The following is a 19,470-nucleotide window of genomic DNA, read 5'->3' on the forward strand; positions in this document are numbered from 1 at the left end:
TGATTTTTCGGGGCTTTTTTTGTTAGAAGCTATTTCCCGCTTTCCGCTGTATCTTTTTTGTCATTGCGAACAAAGTGAAGCAATATTTGGGACTTCTCAGCAATCGCAATAACAAAAAAGGATGCCGCTGCAATCGGGGCTATAATTTCAGACAATTTTATAAAATCATTTATCAATCATTATTCATCAATTATAAAAAATGAACAACGGTATTATCATATTAGATTTCGGATCACAGTACAACCAGCTTATCGGGAGAAGAATCCGTGAGATGGGCGTATATTCTGAAATTTTACCATTCAATACACCTTTAGAAACGCTATTAGAAAAACAGCCGAGAGGAATTATCCTTTCCGGCGGACCAAGTTCTGTGAATGCAGAAAATGCCCATTTGGTGGAAAAAGAATTATATGAACAGGGAATTCCGGTTCTGGGAATTTGCTACGGAATGCAGTTAACAGCACACCTTTTAGGCGGAAAAGTTCATAAAGGCGTAAAAGGTGAGTACGGAAAAGCACACCTTGAAATCGTAAAAGAATCGTCTTTATTAAAAGGCGTTACCAATAATTCTGTGGTTTGGATGAGCCATTTCGATGAAGTGGGAGAATTGCCTGAAGGTTTTGAATTAAATGCAAAATCCGGCGTAATCGCTTCCATCTCTAATGAAGATAAAAAAATCTACTGTGTACAGTTCCACCCGGAAGTTTCCCACACCGAAGAAGGAGGAAAAATGCTGGAAAATTTCGTTTTCGGAATCTGTAATGCAGAGAAAAACTGGAAACTGACCAATTACATCGAAAAAACCGTTACAGAAATCCGTGAAAAAGTGGGAGATCAGAAAGTAATTCTTGGACTTTCAGGAGGAGTAGATTCTTCTGTAGCGGCAGTGTTAATTCACCGTGCCATTGGCGACCAGTTGACTTGTATCTTCGTAGATACAGGTTTACTGAGAAAAGACGAAGGCAAAAAAGTAATGGATAATTATGGAGAGCATTTCCATATGAACATTAAATTAGTGGATGCTTCCGAAAGATTTTTATCGAAATTAGCCGGAGTAGATGATCCCGAAGCCAAAAGAAAAATTATTGGAAACGAGTTTATTCACGTTTTTGATGAAGAATCTCATAAAATTGAAGGCGCTAAATTCTTAGCACAGGGAACAATTTATCCGGATGTAATTGAAAGTCAGTCGGTAAACGGTCCTTCTGCGGTAATTAAATCGCACCATAACGTTGGCGGACTTCCTGAAGATATGGAATTCGAATTGCTTGAGCCTCTGAGAGAATTATTCAAAGATGAAGTAAGAAAAGTAGGCGAAGAATTGGGAATTCCTCATCATCTGGTTCACAGACATCCTTTCCCGGGTCCGGGATTGGGAATCAGGGTTTTAGGAGCAGTTGATGCAGAAAAAGTAAGAATTTTGCAGGAAGCAGATGATATTTTCATTGAAGAATTATACAAAAACGATTTGTATGAAAAAGTTTCTCAGGCTTTCGTGGTGCTTCTTCCGGTAAAATCTGTAGGAGTAATGGGCGATGAAAGAACATACGAATATACAGCCGTAGTTCGTTCCGCAAACACCATCGACTTCATGACCGCAACATGGAGCAGACTTCCTTACGAGTTTTTAGATACCGTTTCAAGCAGAATCATCAACGAAGTAAGAGGAATCAACAGAGTAGCGTACGATATTTCAAGCAAACCACCTGCAACCATCGAGTGGGAATAATTTTGTCTTGAATTTTAAATATAAATCCTGCCTTTTGGCGGGATTTTTTGTCTACCAATCCTGTCTCAGGAAAATTAATATGCTTAAAAGATAAATCAGGATAAGAAAAACAATTCCATTTAAAATATAAAGTAGAACTTTCCGATGATGCTGATGAATAATGTAAAAGTTAATAATTAGAATTAGTAAAATAACGGGAATAAATTCAAGGAAAAACTCAATTTGAATACATATTGACAAAACCAGATAGATCCATGATATCAATAAAGTAACTACAGAAATAGTTTTCATTAGTTTAATTTTTCAAATATAAAATCAGAAAATATCTTAGAATAATCTTCACTAAAATAGAAAATTCTGCTTATTCCATCATATCTTGCAATTACAAACTTGATATACTTGTAAGATTGTTTTTGTATTAAATAAAAGTCATCTAAAATCTGCTTTGTATTTTTTTTAATATTTTCATTTTTTGCAATATGATTTCTAAGTTCGTACAAACTAATGAGCTCATTTATAGGCAATGGGCGATCGGTATATGAAATGTCAAAAGTTTTCATCTTCGAATCATAATTTTGGATTTTACTATAAATCAACTCTTGCATTTTTTTAATACTAACTTTTTTCCCTAAATTTAAATAAAATTACATCAAATGCAAATAGAAACAAGACCATTAACGGTTCAGGATTATGATGAATTGGTCGTTACCATGAAGAGAGCTTATCCCCAAATGTCGGAATACGTCTGGTCTAAAAAAAGTATCGAAAAACTTACCCGAATATTTCCTAAAGGACAAATCTGCATTACGGTAGACGGAAAACTCGCAGCGGTTGCCCTTTCCATTATTGTGAATTATGACGAATTTGGCGACGATCACACGTACAGCGATATCACAGGAAATTATACTTTTAACACCCACCTTTCAACAGGAAATGTCTTATATGGGATCGAAGTTTTTGTAGATCCTGAATTCAGAGAATTGAGATTAGGAAGAAGATTGTATGACGCAAGAAAAGAACTTTGCGAATTACTGAACCTGAGATCCATTATTTTAGGCGGCAGAATTCCAAATTACCACAAGCACAGCGATTTATCTCCAAGAGAATACATCCGCAGAGTTCGGGATAAAGAAATCTACGATCCGGTTCTGTCTTTCCAGCTTTCCAATAACTTTTTGCCAATCAGGGTTTTAAAGAAATATCTTCCTGAAGACGAATCATCCAAAGAAAATGCAGTTCTGCTTCAGTGGAACAATATTTATTACAGCAAAAAACCAAACACCATGCAGGACAGCATTATCCGTTTGGGATTGGTTCAATGGCAGATGAGACATTTTAAGGATATTGATGCTTTCTACGAACAGGTTGAGTTTTTTGTAGATGTGATGGGAGATTATAAAGCAGATTTTGTTCTTTTCCCCGAATTATTCAATACACCTTTATTGGCACCGTTCAACAAACTTTCGGAGCGAGACAGTATGATCGAACTGGCAAAATTAACGGATGAGATCAAAATGAAAATTTCCGATTTGGCGATCAGTTATAATGTCAATATCATTTCCGGAAGTATGCCGGTTTTTGAAAATAATGATCTGTATAATGTAAGTTATCTTCTTCATAGAGACGGAAGAGTCGATGAATATCGAAAGATTCATATCACGCCCAACGAGAAAAAATATTACGGAATGAAAGGCGGGAACGAAATCCGTGTTTTTGATACCGACTGCGGAAAAATAGGGTTAGTAATTTGCTATGATGTTGAATTTCCGGAGCTTCCAAGAATTTTAGCCGATCAGGGAATGAAAATTCTTTTTGTTCCGTATCTTACGGACACTCAGAACGCCTATATGCGTGTTCGCCATTGTGCGGCGGCAAGAGCGATTGAGAACGAATGTTATGTGGCAATTGCAGGTTGCGTAGGAAATCTTCCAGGAGTTAATAATATGGATATTCAGTTTGGTCAGGCTGCGGTTTTTACCCCTTCGGATTTTGCGTTTCCGTCCAATGCGGTGAAAGGAGAGGCAACCCCGAACACAGAAATGACATTAATTGTAGATGTTGATTTAAATTTACTGAAAGATCTTCATCACCACGGTTCAGTTCAGGTAATGAAAGACCGGAGAAGAGATTTATACGAAACCTATCTTAAATAAAAAAACGGGACGCTACTACAGCGTCCCGTTTTATTTTTTTCACAAAGAAATCTAGTTTGGACATAAAACAGCCAGACAGATCAATCCCGGACATCTCGGTTTTCCGTCATCAGGACAGCATTTGTTCGAGCAGTTTCTGACTAATCCGCCACCTGCAATACTTTTCATTTCTTCTCTTGAAACTTTCTTTAAATTTTTCATTTTAATAATTTTTTAGCGTTGGTTTTAATATTTTGTCATTGTAAAGTTAAAGAAAAAAAATGTAATAAATTCATTTAGAGCTTTTTCCCGCTATCCACTGTATCTTTTGGGTTACGGCTTCCTGAACTACGTTCGTAAACCTCCGGTTTATGCTCCAGCCGCAACCCAAAAGGATGTCGTTTCTATCGGGGCTAGGATGGAAGTTGTTTAATTAAACAGCAGAAAATAACCACAGAGTTTGTCATTTTTTAGAAATCTAAGTGCAAATCTTTCAATATTATATTTCTAATACTACGTTTAGATTCCTGCGGAAAGACAAACTAAATTAAAAAGATTGAACAGCTTTATTATCATTTGCTGAGTGAAATCGAAGATTCGATGTAGTCAAACGCCATTGCGAACGAAAAATATTTTCAATCCTTTAAATAAAATCCTCGTGATCTTTGTTTTAGAAAATAGATTCTTCAATCTGCTACGCTTCTTTCAGGATGACATATCGTATTTAATTAAATTTAATTCAAAAATTTGCGATAAGAAAAACTTGCATTACACTGCTATCATTTGCTGAGTCAAACGCCGTTGCGAACGAAAAATATTTTCAATCCTTTTAAATAAAATCTTCGCGATCTTTGCATTTAATATAGATTCTTCAATCCGCTGCGCTTCTTTCAGGATGACAAATCGTATTTAATGAAATTTAATTCAAAAATTTGCAATAAGAAAAATTAGCATTACACTGCTATCATTTGCTAAGTAAAACGCCATTGCGAACGAAAAATGTTTTCAATCCTTTAAATAAAATCCTCGTGATCTTTGTTTTAGAAAATAGATTCTTCACTGCGTTGCACTTCGATCAGAACAAAACTGAAAGGGAAAATTATAAAAAAGCAATTTAAAATAGAAAATTAATTATTATCAATAGGAACAATTTTTGAACTAAATTGCAACTACATTTCAGAATATGTTCGATAAACAGCAAAGAAAATTAAAGAGATCTGCCAGATTAATTTCCGTATTAAGCAAATACGGTTTTAAAGATATGTTGGCAAGAATGAATGGCGGAACTAAAGACGAAATTCCCTCCAATTCCGACGAAGTAGTTTCAAAAGGAACTGTTTACGAAAGAATCCGGCTCGTTTTGGAAGAACTGGGACCTACTTTTGTGAAGCTCGGACAGTCCTTCAGCAACAGGGAAGACCTTCTTCCGCCGGAACTTATTCAGGAACTGCAAAAACTTCAGGATAAAGTGGAAACGGTTGAAATGAACGTGGAAGAAATATTGGAAAACGAATTCAGTATTTCGGTAAAAGATCATTTTGCTCAGGTTCAGAAACTTCCTTTGGCAACTGCATCTATTGCGCAGGTTTACAGAGCAACATTAATTGATGAAACAGAAGTTATTCTGAAAATCAAAAAAGCGGATGTTCAGTCTGTGATTGAGGACGATTTACTGCTTATCAAAGATCTGGAAAAGCTTGTTTCTTCCTATTCCGAAATAGGAGAGAAGCTCAATCTGAAACAGGCAATTTCCACGTTTGAAAAATCTTTGCTCGAAGAAGTTTCGCTGATTAATGAAAAGGAAAATATCCTGCAGTTCAGAAGAAATTTTAAAAACAGCAAAGAAACCTATGTACCGAAAGTATACGAGGAATTTTCCAACAACAATGTACTCTGTATGGAGTTTATTGATGGAATTAAAGTAACGGATACAGCAACTCTTTTACAATACAATATTGATCCCGTGAACATTTCCGAAACGGGACTCAGACTTTTTGTTTCCCAGATTTTAGACTATGGTTTTTTCCATGCAGATCCTCACGCGGGAAATATTTTGGTGAAAACAGACGGAAAAGTGGTTTTTATCGATTTCGGTGCAGTCGGGAAAATTCCGCCGAATGACAAAGAAGTCCTTGAAAATCTTATTGTAAGTTTTGTTGCCAAAAATCCACATAAAATTGTCAGATACCTGAAAAAAATGGCGATCAGTTATGAGATTCCGGATGAAAGAAGATTTGAAAATGATGTGGAAGATATTCTGAATTTCGTTCACAGCTCATCCTTGAAAGAAATTAATGCACAGGTCATCATCAATAAAATGAAGGATGTCCTGAAAGACAACCGTCTTCAGATGCCGGATTATTTTTATCTTTTATTTAAAGGGATCAGCCTTATCGAAGGAGTGGGAAGAACCATAAATCCGGATCTGGATGTTGTAAAAAGCCTTCATCCTTACACCAAAAAAATATTTACCAAAAAAATAAGTCCGAAAAATATTGTAAAAACAGGAATGGACAGAATGCTCATGTTTACAGATAATGTAGACGAAATTCCCAAAGAGCTTCGTTCCGTTTTACAGAAATTAGACGAAAACAAATTCACTGTTTCCAGTGAAATCAAAAATATAGAAAAGACGAATCAACTGATAAAATCGAGCATTATCAATCTTATTCTGGCAATGGTTTTAGGCGCAAATATCATCGCAACGGCTATTGTATTTACTTCAGAATCGGAACCGAGAATCGGGGAATTGTCTTTGGTAGCCGTTTTAGGATTTATCTTTTCTGTATTTTTAGTAATTGTTATTTTACTGAGGGTTACGAGAAAGTAAAACTTTCAGTTCTAAAATAAAAACCCTGCAAGTTCAGCATTTTAGTCTGGACTTGCAGGATAATATGGTTTTAGTGATTTAAATTTTGAAATTAGCTATAGACTCTGAATTCAAATGATCCGGCTTCTCCGTAAACATCATAGTTGAATCCGTAAGAATCTACAATATCTACGTAAATAGTATCATTATCTATTCTTCCGCTCACACAAAATCTCTGGTCTTTTCCTACGGTTTTTTGGTTTATTACACTTACTGACCAAATTTTTCCGGCAGGAAATGCTCCGTTTAAAGTACCGATAAATTCTCCTGTACCTTTCTTACTCCACACAATATCTCCAACGGTATTTTCAAATACTGTAAATCTTGGCTGTGCTGTAGATTCATCAAACACCAAAGATCCTGAATAAATTTTGTATGGTTTAACCTCTTGTAAATGCTTTCTCTGAACAAAATCTGTATCGCTATTGGCTGGAAATACATTAATTCCTGAAATACCTGTTCTACGGTCTATTTTAGCAATATTTGAAAGATATACAGAACTGATGTTTGAATTACCAATCGTTGCAGTATTGTCACCGTTTCCTGTTGTTGCTGCACCTAGTACAATTTCATTAGTAGATGTGTTTCGATCTTTGAAACCACTTCTGTTACCTACAACAACACTTTGAAAAACATTTTTGGAGCTTCCGGTTGCCTCACCTATGAAAATACTTTTCTGTGCTTCTTCTACGTTTATCCCTGCCCCGGTTCCAATAGCGATCAATTCGTTCCATATATTAATATCATAGAAATTTCCTTTGAAACTTTGTAGTGCATAACAGCCTAGTATAACTGATGATCTTAAATTTAAAGAATTTTGAGCGATATCCTGACCAACGGCTACTATTCTGTCAACAATATTACTTGCATTCTTGAAGTTGTTGTGTCCGAGTATGGTGTTGATTCTTGATTTTCTTATATTTTGAAGATTATTATTACCAAAAACAAATGTTGTTGCAATAGAGTTTGCTTTTGATAAGGAATTAGTCCCAAAAACAGCATTATCAATACCTACTGCATATTTGGACGCAGAATTTTTACCGAAAGCGATATGATTGTCATTGCTGTTTGCTGTTCTCAGCTCAAATGTTACTCCATTGTTAAAATCTCTGACTTCATAAATGGACAATTGATTTTCATTATTTTTAATATGTTGTAAGGAAACAATTATCTCTCCAGTAATACTTGTTCCTTCTAAAGGGATATCGAAAAAATTATTGATATTATCCGTTATTTCAGTTAATTGGTTGTTTACTACCCATGAGTCATCATTTCCGCTGTCAAATATAAAACCAGTTTTGTATCCCCATGTCCCGGTATTACCAATATTTGAAGTAATGCTAAACAGGTAAGATTCTCCCGGAGTTAAACCTTCAAAAAGTCTGTAATTTCCGGCGGGGGAATTTTTCAGGATTAACTTTTTTGTTTTTACATCATATGATGCGTTGGAATTTGGCGGTGAAGAAACTAAAGAAAGATTTACATTCTCAACAGGAACTTTATTCAATTCGTCCTGAATATGATTAATAGATTTTCCCTGAATTCCAAAATATTTTTCTTTAAAATTCCCTTCTACTAACGGTCTGTAATTGAAGTCTGGGCTTCCGTTTCCGTAATGCTCGTGAGAACCGATTAACAAGTTGTGACTTGCAGGATGTCTTTTCGGATCTTTATAAAATCCAAAACCTAACATGACATCATTATCTAAATAGGAATCATGCGTTTCGTCGGGATATTTTCCACTTGCATCGTAAATATTTCCTCCCATCACCAACGAGTTAAATATATAACGGTAATTTCTTACATTATATCCTGTAACTACAGAACTATGTATATCGCCTGCCCAGATTAGATTTCCGATAGTGACATTATTAGTCATCATTTGCCTTAAATTAAAACCATTGGAGGCTATTGCGGTTCTGTTTTGGTTGCCATAAATTCCTTTAGCATTAGCAATATTGTTACCAAAGGCTGTTATTGAATCGCCAATCGGAATATCATTCAATTCATACAAACCAGTACCGAATAAACTGTAATTTGTTCCATCAACAAAACCTTTCCCTAGTTTTGAACCGTAGGCGATTAACGAATCATGCGCAGGGTGTTCAGGTCTGTACTCTGTATTTCCTTTAAAATCAGAAAGAATATCGGTTCCCTGTAAAATGTATCTTGAAGAATATAATTTTTCGCTCTCATCTTTGCCAATATAATTCGGTAAGACATTCCATCCTGCAATAAAAGCATCATACATTGTTTTGTTTTCATGATCTTTGTTGTTTGTAATAACCCTTCTGCCAGAGTTTGTTGTATACTGCAAATAATGATCGTTGATGTATTGTTTTGAATAGACATTTCCTGTTAATCCACTTTCAGAATTGTCTATTGTGGCAATATTTGAAGGTAACTGATTAACATTTAATTTATTTTTCCAATTTTGGACGTTCTCACTGCTTAAATTGGAAGCGTCTAATTTGGCTAAACTGTTTTCATGAGCATTAGAAGAATTAAGGTGACTATTGAACGCTTCTAAACTTGCTGTTTGATGAAAAAGTGCAGAAAGTCCTTCAATTGATGAAAGCGGAATAGATTCACTTTTGTGAAAAAAAGAAGACCAGGATGCTGCAAATTCCTCTTCCGTAGGTGTTTTTCCTGTCTGAAACCAATATAGAATTGTATTTAAAGGTGTTGCCATTTTTTTAATATTTTGTTAGTATTTGGTTGATAGATTTTAATTTGTGATAATATTAGTAAGTGATTTTAAATTTCGGGAACATGTAATCGTCCTTTCGGATCTCAGGATAATAATTTTGTTCATCAGATAAATCGATCTTATAATTTGATTTCGAATAGAAATCTTTTGCTGTTTTTTGACAAGTGGCGAGAATTTCAGCAATTTCTTGTAACTTAGTTATTAATATTTCCATACTTTTGGTTGATTTAAAAAAGCAAATGTAAACGATTTATTTCGTATAAAAAAATAAATATGCATCAAATTTCGCCTATAAAAAATAAAATTTTACAATACATTGAATATAAGGGTATTAGTAAATATAAATTTTATCAGGAAAGTGGTATTACAAGAGGGGTTTTGGATAAAGAAAGCGGAATAAGCGAAGATAATATAGCGAAATTTATCGCTTACGCGCCGGAAGTTGATCTGTCATGGCTTTTTTTAGATCAGGGAAAAATGCTTAAAAATAAAGAAATCGAAAAAACGTTTGAAATTGGTGATTTTAAAAATGATAAAAAGCTTCAGCCTGAAATGGTAGACATTTCCAGAGATAAGCAATATGACAAAGTTTTTAGTAAGCTGAAATTTGATGATGAAATAAAGATTGTTGAAAACGGAATTCCTTTTTACAGCCTGCCGGTAAGCGCAGGGAAGCTTAATGAACTGCTAGAATTAACAGAAACACCTACCGGATATATCAATTTGCCCGGAGTTCACTGTGATGCATTTTTTCCTATTATTGGCGCTTCATTTGAGCCCTATATTAAAGCAGGAGACATAATAGGAATCAATTTTATAGATAAATGGGAAAATCTCGATCCGGATTGTATTTATTTAATTATTACTTATGATCAGAGAATGATTAAAAGATTAATGCATCATCCTGATGATAGTACATTGCTGATATGTATTTCTCCAAACTATAAAGAATTTACTATTGATAAATTTACTATCCGATATATTCATAAAGTAACATTTTGCGGACGTCCAATCTGATTTTCATAAACCGTCGGACTTAATATTTTTTGTTTTAAAAGTTTTTATTGCATTTATAGAAAAATTGAAAAATAAATTATATTTGTTTTTCAAAAAAATACAAATGCAACGCAGAAAATTTATTAAGAATACTTTAGCAGGTCTTCCCCTGATATTTTTAGCACCTTCTTTACTGGCTAACTCATGCGCTTCTTCTGAGGATGAAGCTGATGATCCTAACGGAAAATCTGTTGTCGTTATAGGAGCGGGGATTTCAGGTCTTGCTGCAGCCAAAAGATTGAAAGAAAAAGGCTTTGAGGTTACAGTTTTGGAAGCTCAGGAAAAAGTGGGAGGCAGACTGAGAACCAACCGAAGTCTGGGAATTCCTTTTGATGAGGGAGCAAGCTGGATTCACGGAATCAATGGAAATCCGATAACAACTCTGGCTCAGCAGGCAGGAATGCAGACTTTTGAAACGCTTGATGACAGCAGAAAATCCTATGATATTGGCGGAATTCTCCGTAGCGATACTGTATTTGATAATATAGAAGCTGAGTATTACAATATTCTTGCTGCTTTAAAAAATAATGGTAACCCTGCGCAAAGCTTTCAGACCGTTTTCCAAAATTTATATCCGGCTAAATTTAATGACAGATTATGGAAATTTTTCCTGTCTACCTATTTCACGTTCGACAGGGGCGATCTGGATAAAGTTTCATCATTGCTGTATGATGAAGGAGAAGAATTCGGAGGGGCAGAAAAAATAGCAACTAATGGTTATGATACGATTGCCAATTTCTTAGCTTCCGGACTTAATGTTAAATTTAACGAAAGAGTCACCAAAATAGATTACAGCAATACCAAAATAAAAATAACACACAACGGAATCATTTCGGAGGCAGATTATGTGATTGTGAGTGTTCCGCTGGGTGTTTTAAAAGCCAATAAAATTGAATTTCTTCCTTCACTTCCCGCTGCAAAGCAAAACGCTATCCAAAAAGTGGGAATGAACTGTATAAATAAATTTCTTTTAATATGGAACACTGCTTTTTGGGATGATGTACAGTATATTTCCTACACACCGGAAACAAGGGATAAATTCAATTATTTTGTGAATGTAAAAAAGTTTCATCCGAATGTAAATGCGTTAATGACTTTTGCATCCGCAGATTATGCAAGACAGACGGAAACAATGTCTGATTCTCAGGTTATCTCAGAAATTATGACTCATCTGAAAGATATTTACGGAAACAGCATTCCGAATCCTTCAAATTTGCTTCGTACCAAATGGCAGAATAATGAAAATTCTTTCGGTTCCTATTCCTATACGGCAGTCGGTACAGAAATGTCTCATTTCGATGATTTGGCAGAAGAGGTAAACGACAGACTTTTCTTTGCCGGAGAACACACGGAAGCAGATTATTTTTCAACCGCTCACGGTGCTTACTTAAGCGGAATTCGGGAAGCTGATAAAATTATAGCGCTGCTTTAAATGAAGTAACGGACTTAAATTATTTTTCTTCAATGCCGAAGTCTTTCATCAGTTCAAATCCGTAATTTCTTAAAATTGAAATAATTTCTACAGCTTTTTTACCGCGCTCAGTAATGTTGTATTCTGTTCTGGGGGGAACTTCCGGAAATATTTCTTTGGAAATAAAACCGTCTTCCAGCAACTCTTTTAAATTTTTAGAAAGCATTCTGTCTGAAATATGAGGAATACTGTTGGCTAATTCCGAGTAACGCCATGCTTTATCTTTCAGACGCCAGAGAATAGGCATTTTATAGGTTCCGCCTATTTTGCTCATGGCAAATTCTACAGGATTGTGAAAAAGGTGCTTATCCGATACAAAATCAGGCATACTTACATTTTTGTGAGTTCCTTACAAAGATAGCCATTATTCATTTTCTTTCTTACTCAGAATTATCTTTGTTTCATCAAAATTAAAAATTTTAAAATCAAAAAAAAACAAAAAATGGAAAAAGTAAAAGAAGTAAATAGTTATGTTCATTTTCACGGTGCTCCCGTAAAAGGTAAAATTCTGATGATTGCAAGTTCGCCAAGTGTGAGTAAACAAACCAATTGGCCAATCGGTTTCTGGGCAGCAGAATTAACGCACCCTTTGAGAGTTTTTCAGGAAGCAGGTTACGAAGCGGAACTGGCTTCAACAGAAGGCGGAAAACTGGAAATGGATGGCTATTCCAACCCTTTGGATGAAAGCGGTTATTCTGCACACGATGTAATTTCTTTAGGGTACATGCAGAAAACTGACTTTAACGAGATGCTTGAAAATACAAAAAAACTAACCGAAGTTGATGTAAAAAACTATGACGCTGTTTTCTTGGTTGGCGGACAGGGACCGATGTACACATTCAGAGGAAATAAAGATTTGGAACAATTATTTGTGAGTTTCTATGAAAGCGGAAAGCCGAGCGCAGCGGTTTGCCATTCAACAACTTTATTATTGGAAGCTAAAAAATCAAATGGTGAATTGCTTGTAAAAGGAAAAACATGGACGGGTTTTGCTGACGCAGAAGAGGAATTTGCAGATCAGGCGGTCGGAATGAAAATTCAGCCTTACAGAATTGAAGAAGAAGCTAGAAAATTACAGGAAACAACATTTAAAGTTGCGGCTCCGTTTAGTTCATACGCTATTCAGGACGGGAATTTAATTACCGGACAACAGCAGAATTCGGGAGCGGCTGCGGCAGAATTAGTAGTAGAACTTTTAAGTAAATAATTATTAAAGTTTAAGATTGATTAAATAAAATAGCATGCAGATCAAAAGAAAATCAACCGCAATATGGAGCGGAACCGGGAAAGACGGAAAAGGAAATCTCACGACTCAAAGCACGATTTTAAACGAAACCCAATATGGTTTTAATTCCCGTTTTGCAGACGGAATTGGAACGAATCCTGAAGAACTGATTGCTGCAGCTCATGCCGGTTGCTTCAGTATGAAACTGGCGTTTAATTTGCAAGCTGCAGGTTTTTCGGCAGATGAATTGAAAACTGATTGTGAAATCGTTCTGGAAGACGGAAGCATTACTCAGTCTAACATTACTTTGGCAGCAAAAGTTTCCGGAATTGAAGCTGAGAAATTTGAAGAGCTGGTAAAAGATGCTGAAGCCAATTGTCCGGTTTCTAAACTGCTGAATGCAAAAATTACCGTAAATTTCACGTTAAACTAAAAGTATGAATATAGCAATCATCGGCTCCGGAAATGTAGGCGGAGCTTTGGCTCAAAAGTGGATAAAAGCGGGACATAACGTTTTGATAGGCGCACAGTTTCCTTTGAGTGAAAAAAATATTTCCCTTGCAACAAAAATCGGGGAAGATCGCTTTGCTGTGATCGAAAATGCGGTGAAGCAGTGTGAAGTTGTACTTATTGCAACACCTCCAACGGCGATTTTTGAAGTGATTGAACAGTTAGGCGATGTTTCGGGAAAAGTAATTATTGATGCTACCAATGCAGTAATGAAGTCTCCAGAACCTTACAAAACAGTGTATCATGCTTTGGCAGATAAAACCAACGCAGAAATCGTAAAATGTTTTAACACAACAGGTTTTGAAAATATGCTCGATCCGATATACAATGGTGAAGGAATCGATATATTTATGGCGGGAGACAGCGAAAAAGCAAAAGAAATTGCCAAAAAACTGGCTTTAGATTGTGGTTTCGGTTCTTGCATAGATTTTGGAAAATCTGATAAAGTAGAACTTTTGGAAAAATTTGCACTTTCGTGGATCAATCTCGCCATCATGCAGGGTTACGGAAGAGATATGGCTTTTAAGATTTTGAAAAGATAATTTATAAAAAAGGCTGAAGTTTAAAATTTCAGCCCTTTTGTTTATCTTTTCATTCCGCTATACATTCCGTTTCTTGTAAACGTTGAGTTTTTATCAATTTCAAAACAAACCAGTGTGCAGGTTTCATCTACAGATAAAATTTGGGACTTATTATCAAGAATGACGCTTTCACCTTGCTGCAAGAAAGTTTCATTTATATTCACTTTCCCGTCGAAAATATAAATAAAATATACAGAGTTTTCAAAATATGAATCGGGTAACCTGATGTTGTTTTTTTCCGCTTCCATATCATACACCAAAATATTGCTTTTGATTTCAAGCGATGCATTACTGCCTTTTACGCCTGCTACGAGCCGCCATTCATTCTTGATTAATTTTCCGGCATTGGCAAACTGTACCTGTGGTGGATCGTTTTCGTTCTCAGGTCTTATAAAAATCTGCAAAAGCCGTACATCTTCTGTAAACCTCTCAGCAGGAATACTTTCTTCGTGATAAATGCCGTTTCCTGCATTCATTAGCATTAAATTCTCCGGTGTTACTGCGATTTCCTTACCCGTGCTGTCTTTGTGCAGCATTGTACCGCTTCGCATCAGCGTAAGTATTTCGTCATTTTTGTGAGGATGCATCCCTACAAATGCGCCCGGTTTAAGATGAGCATCATCAAATCTGCCTAAATTATAAAATCCAAGATCATGATCAGCCGTATTTCTTCCGGGAATTACAATATTAATATGAAAATCCCCATGTCCGGCTTTTTGTCTTTCAGAAGCTTTATTTATTGTGAACATAAAAAAGTTATTTTAAAAAAATAAATGAATCCTTAAATTGAGGACTCATTTATTCTTAATTTATCCCATAGATGGTAAAACATCAGAAAACAAGATTCCTAATAATTCTCCACCTTCCGGTCTTGCCCAGTCTTCAGCAATTTCTGCCATAAGCGTATTAGTAGCTGTTAAAACAACTCCTGCTTTTGCCATTCTCTGCTGGCTTAGATTTTCACTTAAATCAAACGGAGAACCTGATGCATCCATTACAGCCTGTACATTAAAACCTTCTTCAACAGCACTGATAGCCGGATAAACAAGACAGACATCTGTGGTTACTCCTGCCATAATTAAATTTTTCTTTCCCGTTGCCAAGACTGCGTCACGAAAATCTGTATGCTCCCAACAGTTTACAATTCCTTCTCTTTTTATTCTTTTTTCAAAAGCTTCAGGGAGAATTTCTGCTAATTCGGGCATTAAAGGTCCCTGTGCAGCATATTCCTGGCTGCTTGTAAATATAACAGGAATATTCAGAACTTTTGCCATTTTTGCCAAAGCCAGTGTTTTCTTTTCAACTTCCTCCAGAGGAATATTTTTGATGAGTTTCATTGTTCCCACCTGGTGATCTATAAGCAATAAAGCGGTGTTGTTTGATGTAAATTTTGTTGTATTCATTTGTTTTATTATTTAAATATATTGCAAAATTAAAATACTTACTATACTTTTGCAATAAGTGTATAAAATGTATATTAGTATACTTTAATATAGTTATTTAAATAATAGGCAATGCAAGAGAAAATAGAAATTCAGCCGGTAATGGATGCACTGGAAGTTATTGGCGGAAAATGGAAATTTCCGATTTTATACAGTTTGTGCAGCGGAAAAAAACGATTTAAGGATTTATTGCAGGATATCGGGAAGATTACTCCCAAAATGCTTAGTCTGGAATTAAAAGATTTAGAAATAAACGGATTGGTAACGCGCACCGCCATACCTACCGTTCCGGTTACCGTTGAATATGAAATGACAGAGTATGGTTTAACGCTAAAGCCTGTTTTGGTTCATATTCAGGAATGGGGTAAAAAACACCGTGAAAAAATTATTAATGAAAGCCTGAATTCAAAATAAGAGCTTCAAAAATTAATTCTCTATCTTTGCAAAATGGAAAAACTCACTTTTGCAGATTTTGACCTTCCGGTTAAAATTCTTGATGTTTTAGCGGATCTTAATTTATTTGAACCTACTCCGATTCAGGAAAAAAGTATTAAACCAATACTTTCCGGGCGTGATGTGATGGGGATTGCACAGACGGGAACCGGAAAAACACTGGCTTATCTGTTACCTGTTCTTAAAACCTGGAAATACAATAAAACAGGAAATCCTACGGTTGTTATTTTAGTTCCTACAAGAGAATTGGTGGTTCAGGTAGCTGAAATTGTTGAGAAATTAACAGAAAATATTACTGCAAGAGTGATAGGGATTTACGGTGGAAAAAACATCAACACCCAAAAATTATTGTTTAATGATGGCTGCGATATTCTGGTAGGAACTCCGGGAAGAGTAATGGATTTGGCAATTGATAATGCCATTTCTTTAAAGGAAGTTCAGAAACTGATTATTGATGAGTTTGATGAAATGCTGAATCTGGGTTTCAGACCACAGTTGACACACATTTTTGAAATGATGAGAGAAAAAAGACAGAATATTCTTTTTTCTGCTACCATGACGGAAGCTGTAGACGAAATGCTGGATGAGTATTTTGCCAGTCCTGTTGAAATTTCACTGGCAAAATCCGGAACGCCGCTTGAAAAAATAGATCAGACCGCTTATAAAGTAGAAAATTTTAATACCAAAATTAATTTACTAGAGCATTTGCTGAAAACAGATGCCGATATGTCTAAAGTTTTGATTTTCACTAATAATAAGAAGAATTCAGATCTTTTATTTACAAAAATTGATGAGCTTTTTCCTGAACAGTTTGATGTGATCCACTCCAATAAATCGCAGAACTACAGACTAAAAGCGATGAAACGTTTTGAGAATGAAGAAATCAGAGGTCTTATTACGACAGATGTCATGGCAAGAGGTCTGGATATTTCAGACATTACGCACGTTATCAATTTTGAAACGCCCGATATTCCGGAGCAGTATATTCACAGAATCGGTAGAACGGGTAGAGCTGACAAAGACGGTAAAGCCATAACCTTCGTTACCAAGAAAGAAGAAACTTTAGCTCTTGACATCGAATTATTGATGGATAAAGAACTGAAATACATCGATTTCCCTCAGGAAGTTAAAATCAATCCTAAAAAGATTGCTTCGGAAGAAGAAACGGTAATCATGAAAAATCCTGTGAAGGTTAAACTGAATGACGGTGGAGGTGCATTTCATGAAAAGAAAGCAAAAAATACCAAAGAAAACTGGGGCGGACCTTCCAAAAGAAAAGCTCCCAAAAAATTTGGAGCCAACAGAGCGCAGCAGAAATCAATATCTAAATCCAAAAGAAAGAAATAAAAAAACTCCCGAATTTTTCGGGAGTTTGCTTTTTATCGGGTTAAAACCAGAACTATTTTGTCATCGATTCCGTCTCCGTCTTCATCACTGTAATCCGAAACAATATGCATTTCATTATTCGTAAGCTTCAGAACTTCACTGGCTTCGCCGTCTATAACGATCTGTTTGTTTAGTGGGTCATAAGAATAAGAAGAAGTGTCTGTTCCCAGATTTTCACAATTTCCGCTCATTCCCTCATCAAAAATGTTGCTTACCATTGTATTATTCGATTTAAAATCAAATGTACTTTTTTTGTAGCAGCTTGAAGAAGGATCATTGTAAATAGTACTTCCGTTTTTTCCGGAAACTGCCATTTCTCTGGATGGCTTCCAGACTCCTACAACAGATGCATAAACATCGTCATCATCACTTTTGCAGGCTGTGAAAAGAAAACCTGCTGAAATAGCAAGAAATAAGATTTTTTTCATGGTTTAAACTAATTTTTAAGGCTGCAAAGAAAAGGAAAAAAACTTTTCACACAAAATCTTTCAATAAAATAATCATCGAGTTTGTTTAAACTTTTTAACCGCAAAAGATGCAAAAGATTTTAACACTTTAGTTATTTAAGTGGAAAAAAAGAACACATAAGTTTAAAAAAATCAAAGATTTTTTTCTTTGCAGACGTTTGAATACTTTAAATAAACCCGTATTCTAGCTATAAGTTTAAATTAATTTATCAACAAAAAAGCTGCTTCAATACTGAAACAGCTCATTTTTATTCCTCATCCTCATCAAGAAAATTCAGTTCGTCATCCCGCTGAACATAATCATGCGAAATTCCCGGAGGATTAAACAATCCCCAATTATCAACAATAAAATGTTTAGGATTAAATCCTGAAACCCAGTCGACGAATAAAAGCCTGAATTCTTCGGTAAGATTTCTTATAATTGTATAATACTTTGCATCTGTAAATCCCATCATTTCAAGTGTATTTCCGCTTACCATAATGCTTCTTGCCGCTTTTCTTATGATCGCTGCATTTTCCATCTTAATGTCATACAGTTTTACGGCTTCCGCACCGGATATTTTTGCCTGAATAATCATGCTGTCTTCAAGAAGATGCGATTTCAGTGTCTGGAGATAATCATTATCCTCAGGAAATAAATCTGTTATCACTTTTAGAGTTTCGTAGATTTCCTGCGCTTTTTTAAAAATCGGAATGTTTCGGGTAGATTCTCTCATTTTATTTCATATAAGGATTCATCACAGAAGTCCATAATCTGTAGCCTTCCGGCGTCATGTGAAGCATATCTTCCACAAACAGGTCTTTTCTCACGTTTCCGTTTGTATCCTGCATTACCTTTGTGATGTCAATAAACGCTGCATTCGGCTGCTTTTTCATGAAATCGGCAATCTTTTTATTGGCTTCCTTCATTTGCGGCCATAACTTTTCGCGGCTCGGAGAATATTTAATGGAAATATAATCTACTTCAATTTTCGGGAATTTTGCACGGATTTTTTTGTAGAATGTTTTAAATCTTTCCACTACAACATCGGCTTTCAATTTATCGTTGTCGGCAAAATCGTTCTCACCACAGTAAATGATGATCTGTTTGGGTTGATAAGGATTTAAAAGATCTTCTGCATAATCATTTAGATCCGTTAATCTTGAGCCTCCGAAACCTCTGTTGATGATGGTTTTATCCGGAAAATAATTCGCAACATCCGTCCATTTCGTGAAAGACGAACTTCCTACTAAAAGAATTGCATTTTCAGCAGGAGGATTTTCCAGATTCAGTTTCTTAAAATTTTGGATGTCCTGCCAGAACATCGGTTTTTCCTGTGCAAAAAACAGGGCAAAAGTCAGCATCAGAAATGCCGAAAAAATCTTCTTCATTGTTTTAATAATTTTAGTTGAATATTAAAATTTTCTTTTCAAGAAAAAACTCCCGAATTTTTCGAGAG

At 35.5% G+C, this 19,470-nt stretch carries 20 protein-coding genes; 10 read left to right on the forward strand and 10 right to left on the reverse strand.

Going from position 1 to position 19,470, the window contains the following annotated elements:
* Nucleotides 1-199 precede the first annotated feature (199 nt).
* Nucleotides 200-1,729, forward strand: coding sequence for a glutamine-hydrolyzing GMP synthase (gene guaA / locus PFY09_RS00180; protein ID WP_271160986.1), 1,530 nt, complete (start codon nucleotides 200-202; stop codon nucleotides 1,727-1,729).
* A 290-nt stretch (nucleotides 1,730-2,019) separates the two neighbouring features.
* Here guaA and PFY09_RS00185 read toward each other — a convergent pair whose 3' ends face one another.
* A complete protein-coding gene (locus tag PFY09_RS00185) occupies nucleotides 2,020-2,289 on the reverse strand; it encodes a hypothetical protein (RefSeq protein ID WP_271160987.1) in 270 nt (89 codons plus the stop codon).
* 93 nt (nucleotides 2,290-2,382) lie between these two features.
* On the opposite strand from PFY09_RS00185, the gene PFY09_RS00190 reads away from it, so the two are divergent.
* On the forward strand, nucleotides 2,383-3,882 hold the full coding sequence (locus tag PFY09_RS00190) for a carbon-nitrogen hydrolase family protein (RefSeq protein ID WP_271160988.1): 1,500 nt from the start codon (nucleotides 2,383-2,385) through the stop codon (nucleotides 3,880-3,882).
* 51 nt (nucleotides 3,883-3,933) lie between these two features.
* Here the strand turns inward: PFY09_RS00190 and PFY09_RS00195 are convergent, their stop codons facing one another.
* Entirely contained in the window at nucleotides 3,934-4,083 is a 150-nt protein-coding gene (locus PFY09_RS00195) for a bacteriocin-like protein (RefSeq protein WP_165796727.1), read from the reverse strand.
* Nucleotides 4,084-5,044: 961 nt separating this feature from the next.
* Between PFY09_RS00195 and PFY09_RS00200 the strand changes: the two genes are divergently transcribed.
* Nucleotides 5,045-6,691 (forward strand): ABC1 kinase family protein, encoded by a 1,647-nt coding sequence (locus tag PFY09_RS00200; RefSeq protein ID WP_271160989.1) that lies wholly within the window; start codon nucleotides 5,045-5,047, stop codon nucleotides 6,689-6,691.
* A 91-nt stretch (nucleotides 6,692-6,782) separates the two neighbouring features.
* Here the strand turns inward: PFY09_RS00200 and PFY09_RS00205 are convergent, their stop codons facing one another.
* Nucleotides 6,783-9,422, reverse strand: coding sequence for a hypothetical protein (locus PFY09_RS00205; protein ID WP_271160990.1), 2,640 nt, complete (start codon nucleotides 9,420-9,422; stop codon nucleotides 6,783-6,785).
* A gap of 52 nt (nucleotides 9,423-9,474) precedes the next feature.
* The gene (locus PFY09_RS00210; protein WP_116098135.1) at nucleotides 9,475-9,654 is read right to left on the reverse strand and encodes a hypothetical protein; all 180 of its coding nucleotides are present in this window, start codon (nucleotides 9,652-9,654) and stop codon (nucleotides 9,475-9,477) included.
* A 59-nt stretch (nucleotides 9,655-9,713) separates the two neighbouring features.
* On the opposite strand from PFY09_RS00210, the gene PFY09_RS00215 reads away from it, so the two are divergent.
* Entirely contained in the window at nucleotides 9,714-10,457 is a 744-nt protein-coding gene (locus PFY09_RS00215) for a S24 family peptidase (protein WP_271160991.1), read from the forward strand.
* A 103-nt stretch (nucleotides 10,458-10,560) separates the two neighbouring features.
* On the forward strand, nucleotides 10,561-11,928 hold the full coding sequence (locus PFY09_RS00220) for a flavin monoamine oxidase family protein (RefSeq protein ID WP_271160992.1): 1,368 nt from the start codon (nucleotides 10,561-10,563) through the stop codon (nucleotides 11,926-11,928).
* 19 nt (nucleotides 11,929-11,947) lie between these two features.
* On the opposite strand, the gene PFY09_RS00225 is transcribed toward PFY09_RS00220, so the two are convergent.
* Nucleotides 11,948-12,295 carry a winged helix-turn-helix transcriptional regulator gene (locus PFY09_RS00225; RefSeq protein ID WP_076393494.1) on the reverse strand — a complete coding sequence of 116 codons (348 nt, stop codon included), beginning with the start codon at nucleotides 12,293-12,295 and terminating at the stop codon, nucleotides 11,948-11,950.
* A gap of 114 nt (nucleotides 12,296-12,409) precedes the next feature.
* On the opposite strand from PFY09_RS00225, the gene PFY09_RS00230 reads away from it, so the two are divergent.
* From PFY09_RS00230 to PFY09_RS00240, 3 genes are read left to right on the forward strand one after another with little or no spacing between them, the layout of a single operon-like run.
* The gene (locus PFY09_RS00230; RefSeq protein WP_271160993.1) at nucleotides 12,410-13,174 is read left to right on the forward strand and encodes a type 1 glutamine amidotransferase domain-containing protein; all 765 of its coding nucleotides are present in this window, start codon (nucleotides 12,410-12,412) and stop codon (nucleotides 13,172-13,174) included.
* Nucleotides 13,175-13,208: 34 nt separating this feature from the next.
* The gene (locus tag PFY09_RS00235) at nucleotides 13,209-13,625 is read left to right on the forward strand and encodes an OsmC family protein (protein WP_408640179.1); all 417 of its coding nucleotides are present in this window, start codon (nucleotides 13,209-13,211) and stop codon (nucleotides 13,623-13,625) included.
* A 4-nt stretch (nucleotides 13,626-13,629) separates the two neighbouring features.
* Nucleotides 13,630-14,244, forward strand: coding sequence for an NADPH-dependent F420 reductase (locus tag PFY09_RS00240; RefSeq protein WP_271160994.1), 615 nt, complete (start codon nucleotides 13,630-13,632; stop codon nucleotides 14,242-14,244).
* A gap of 41 nt (nucleotides 14,245-14,285) precedes the next feature.
* On the opposite strand, the gene PFY09_RS00245 is transcribed toward PFY09_RS00240, so the two are convergent.
* A complete protein-coding gene (locus PFY09_RS00245; protein WP_271160995.1) occupies nucleotides 14,286-15,032 on the reverse strand; it encodes a pirin family protein in 747 nt (248 codons plus the stop codon).
* A gap of 60 nt (nucleotides 15,033-15,092) precedes the next feature.
* Nucleotides 15,093-15,686 (reverse strand): isochorismatase family protein, encoded by a 594-nt coding sequence (locus PFY09_RS00250; protein ID WP_271160996.1) that lies wholly within the window; start codon nucleotides 15,684-15,686, stop codon nucleotides 15,093-15,095.
* Between the two features lie 111 nt (nucleotides 15,687-15,797).
* Between PFY09_RS00250 and PFY09_RS00255 the strand changes: the two genes are divergently transcribed.
* Nucleotides 15,798-16,139, forward strand: coding sequence for a winged helix-turn-helix transcriptional regulator (locus PFY09_RS00255; protein ID WP_271160997.1), 342 nt, complete (start codon nucleotides 15,798-15,800; stop codon nucleotides 16,137-16,139).
* A gap of 33 nt (nucleotides 16,140-16,172) precedes the next feature.
* Nucleotides 16,173-17,525 (forward strand): DEAD/DEAH box helicase, encoded by a 1,353-nt coding sequence (locus PFY09_RS00260; RefSeq protein ID WP_256039233.1) that lies wholly within the window; start codon nucleotides 16,173-16,175, stop codon nucleotides 17,523-17,525.
* Nucleotides 17,526-17,557: 32 nt separating this feature from the next.
* Here PFY09_RS00260 and PFY09_RS00265 read toward each other — a convergent pair whose 3' ends face one another.
* The 3 genes from PFY09_RS00265 to PFY09_RS00275 all read right to left on the reverse strand — a co-directional run bounded on the left by PFY09_RS00265 (nucleotide 17,558) and on the right by PFY09_RS00275 (nucleotide 19,402).
* A complete protein-coding gene (locus tag PFY09_RS00265; protein WP_108410240.1) occupies nucleotides 17,558-17,992 on the reverse strand; it encodes a lipocalin family protein in 435 nt (144 codons plus the stop codon).
* Between the two features lie 287 nt (nucleotides 17,993-18,279).
* The gene (locus PFY09_RS00270) at nucleotides 18,280-18,747 is read right to left on the reverse strand and encodes a hypothetical protein (RefSeq protein ID WP_271160998.1); all 468 of its coding nucleotides are present in this window, start codon (nucleotides 18,745-18,747) and stop codon (nucleotides 18,280-18,282) included.
* Nucleotide 18,748: 1 nt separating this feature from the next.
* Nucleotides 18,749-19,402 carry a GDSL-type esterase/lipase family protein gene (locus PFY09_RS00275; RefSeq protein ID WP_084196431.1) on the reverse strand — a complete coding sequence of 218 codons (654 nt, stop codon included), beginning with the start codon at nucleotides 19,400-19,402 and terminating at the stop codon, nucleotides 18,749-18,751.
* Nucleotides 19,403-19,470: the final 68 nt, after the last annotated feature.

Origin of the sequence: Chryseobacterium gambrini, assembly GCF_027920505.1 — a bacterium.
In the GTDB taxonomy this organism is placed as follows: Bacteria; Bacteroidota; Bacteroidia; order Flavobacteriales; family Weeksellaceae; genus Chryseobacterium; species Chryseobacterium gambrini.

Bases quoted from the DNA above. Each gene is read 5' to 3' on its own strand.
- PFY09_RS00235 (WP_408640179.1), top strand. From the start codon at position 13,209: ATGCAGATCAAAAGAAAATCAACCGCAATATGGAGCGGAACCGGGAAA.
- PFY09_RS00205 (WP_271160990.1), bottom strand. From the start codon at position 9,422: ATGGCAACACCTTTAAATACAATTCTATATTGGTTTCAGACAGGAAAA.
- PFY09_RS00225 (WP_076393494.1), bottom strand. From the start codon at position 12,295: ATGCCTGATTTTGTATCGGATAAGCACCTTTTTCACAATCCTGTAGAA.
- PFY09_RS00185 (WP_271160987.1), bottom strand. From the start codon at position 2,289: ATGAAAACTTTTGACATTTCATATACCGATCGCCCATTGCCTATAAAT.
- PFY09_RS00245 (WP_271160995.1), bottom strand. From the start codon at position 15,032: ATGTTCACAATAAATAAAGCTTCTGAAAGACAAAAAGCCGGACATGGG.
- PFY09_RS00190 (WP_271160988.1), top strand. From the start codon at position 2,383: ATGCAAATAGAAACAAGACCATTAACGGTTCAGGATTATGATGAATTG.
- PFY09_RS00260 (WP_256039233.1), top strand. From the start codon at position 16,173: ATGGAAAAACTCACTTTTGCAGATTTTGACCTTCCGGTTAAAATTCTT.
- PFY09_RS00210 (WP_116098135.1), bottom strand. From the start codon at position 9,654: ATGGAAATATTAATAACTAAGTTACAAGAAATTGCTGAAATTCTCGCC.
- PFY09_RS00250 (WP_271160996.1), bottom strand. From the start codon at position 15,686: ATGAATACAACAAAATTTACATCAAACAACACCGCTTTATTGCTTATA.
- PFY09_RS00255 (WP_271160997.1), top strand. From the start codon at position 15,798: ATGCAAGAGAAAATAGAAATTCAGCCGGTAATGGATGCACTGGAAGTT.
- guaA (WP_271160986.1), top strand. From the start codon at position 200: ATGAACAACGGTATTATCATATTAGATTTCGGATCACAGTACAACCAG.
- PFY09_RS00215 (WP_271160991.1), top strand. From the start codon at position 9,714: ATGCATCAAATTTCGCCTATAAAAAATAAAATTTTACAATACATTGAA.
- PFY09_RS00220 (WP_271160992.1), top strand. From the start codon at position 10,561: ATGCAACGCAGAAAATTTATTAAGAATACTTTAGCAGGTCTTCCCCTG.
- PFY09_RS00200 (WP_271160989.1), top strand. From the start codon at position 5,045: ATGTTCGATAAACAGCAAAGAAAATTAAAGAGATCTGCCAGATTAATT.
- PFY09_RS00265 (WP_108410240.1), bottom strand. From the start codon at position 17,992: ATGAAAAAAATCTTATTTCTTGCTATTTCAGCAGGTTTTCTTTTCACA.
- PFY09_RS00275 (WP_084196431.1), bottom strand. From the start codon at position 19,402: ATGAAGAAGATTTTTTCGGCATTTCTGATGCTGACTTTTGCCCTGTTT.
- PFY09_RS00230 (WP_271160993.1), top strand. From the start codon at position 12,410: ATGGAAAAAGTAAAAGAAGTAAATAGTTATGTTCATTTTCACGGTGCT.
- PFY09_RS00270 (WP_271160998.1), bottom strand. From the start codon at position 18,747: ATGAGAGAATCTACCCGAAACATTCCGATTTTTAAAAAAGCGCAGGAA.
- PFY09_RS00240 (WP_271160994.1), top strand. From the start codon at position 13,630: ATGAATATAGCAATCATCGGCTCCGGAAATGTAGGCGGAGCTTTGGCT.
- PFY09_RS00195 (WP_165796727.1), bottom strand. From the start codon at position 4,083: ATGAAAAATTTAAAGAAAGTTTCAAGAGAAGAAATGAAAAGTATTGCA.